The organism is Mesorhizobium sp. M1E.F.Ca.ET.041.01.1.1, from assembly GCF_003997355.1.
GTDB lineage: Bacteria > Pseudomonadota > Alphaproteobacteria > Rhizobiales > Rhizobiaceae > Mesorhizobium.
Window position 1 is genome coordinate 1 of record NZ_RZSL01000984.1, and the last position, 1399, is coordinate 1399.

The window sequence follows — 1399 nt, forward strand, 5'->3', positions numbered from 1 at the left end:
CACCACCAGCACGCAATCGGTGCCGCCGAGCGCCGCGGCGATATCGCTGGTGGCGACGATGCCGGGCTCGATCGCGATGCCGGGCAGGTAGCGCGCATTCTCGCCGCGATCGATGGCCGCCACGGTCTCGCCGTCGCGCGCGTAAAGCCGCACGAAATGGCCGGCGCGCAGCATGGCCAGCGCCAGCGCCGTGCCCCAGGCGCCGCCGCCCAGCACCGCGACGCGCCAGCCGCTGGGCGGCTTTCTGCCGCTTTTAGTCTTCTTGGTCATGCCTTGGCACCGCGCCGGCCCGAGCCGACCAAAGGAGCGGAAACACTGTCCAGCGGCCAGCGCGAGCGCGGCACGAAGTCCGCGGCATTCTCGCCCACTATCCCGGCGCGCAGCCGCTCGATGCCGGCCCAGGCGATCATCGCCGCATTGTCGGTACAGAGTTTCTGCGGCGGCGCGAGGAATGTGAAGCCGGCTTTGGAACAAAGCGCCTCAAGTGTGCCCTTGATCGTCCGGTTGGCGGCGACGCCGCCGGCAACGACCAGCGCGGGGTTCGCCTTGTCCGGGAATTCCAGGCGGAAGCGGGCGAGCGCTCGCGCGACACGGTCGCCCAGCGCATCCGCAACCGCAGCCTGGAAAGAGGCGCAGATGTCGGCGACGTCCTGGTCGCTGAGCGGCGCGATCGCCGTCGCGGCCTGGCGGACGGCCGTCTTCAGGCCCGAGAAGGAGAAATCGGGCTGCGCCGAGCCTTTCATCGGGCGCGGGAAGGCAAAGCGGCCCGCATCGCCGCTGGCCGCCGCCTTCTCAACATTCGGCCCGCCGGGATAGGGCAGGCCGAGCATCTTGGCCGTCTTGTCGAAGGCTTCGCCCAATGCATCGTCGATGGTGGTGGCCCAGCGCTGGTAGTCGCCTATGCCGCGCACCGCGACGATCTGGGTGTGGCCGCCGGAGACGAGCAACAGCAGATAGGGGAAGTCGAGCCCGTCGGTCAGCCTTGCGGTCAGCGCGTGGCCTTCGAGATGGTTGATGGCAATCAGCGGCTTGTTGGCGGCGGCCGCGATCGCCTTGGCCGTCATCAGTCCGACGATCAGCCCGCCGACCAGACCGGGCCCAGCGGTGGCGGCGACGGCGTCGACCTCGTCGAGGGATATGGCCGAATCGGTCAGCGCTGCCTCGATGATCCCGTCCAGCGCCTCGACATGGGCGCGCGCCGCGATCTCGGGCACGACGCCGCCGAAGGCGGCATGCTCCTCGATCTGGCTGAGCACGACATTGGACAGGATTTCGGGCGCCGAGCCGTCGTCCAGCGCCACAACGCTGGCAGCCGTCTCGTCGCAACTCGTCTCAATGCCCAGAACGCGGATCAATTGGTCGCTGTCCTCGAAGATTGTGTCGCCGGCCTTTCCTATAT

At 68.7% G+C, this 1399-nt stretch carries 2 protein-coding genes; both read right to left on the reverse strand.

All coding sequences use genetic code 11. The features are described 5' to 3' along the window. On the reverse strand, positions 1-270 hold a 270-nt coding region (locus tag EOA38_RS36625), incomplete at its 3' end, for an NAD(P)-binding domain-containing protein (RefSeq protein WP_348627555.1). Beyond that, positions 267-1352, reverse strand: coding sequence for a tRNA (adenosine(37)-N6)-threonylcarbamoyltransferase complex transferase subunit TsaD (gene tsaD / locus EOA38_RS36630; protein WP_189350629.1), 1086 nt, complete (start codon positions 1350-1352; stop codon positions 267-269). The genes EOA38_RS36625 and tsaD, both read right to left, overlap by 4 nt. Positions 1353-1399 lie beyond the last annotated feature (47 nt).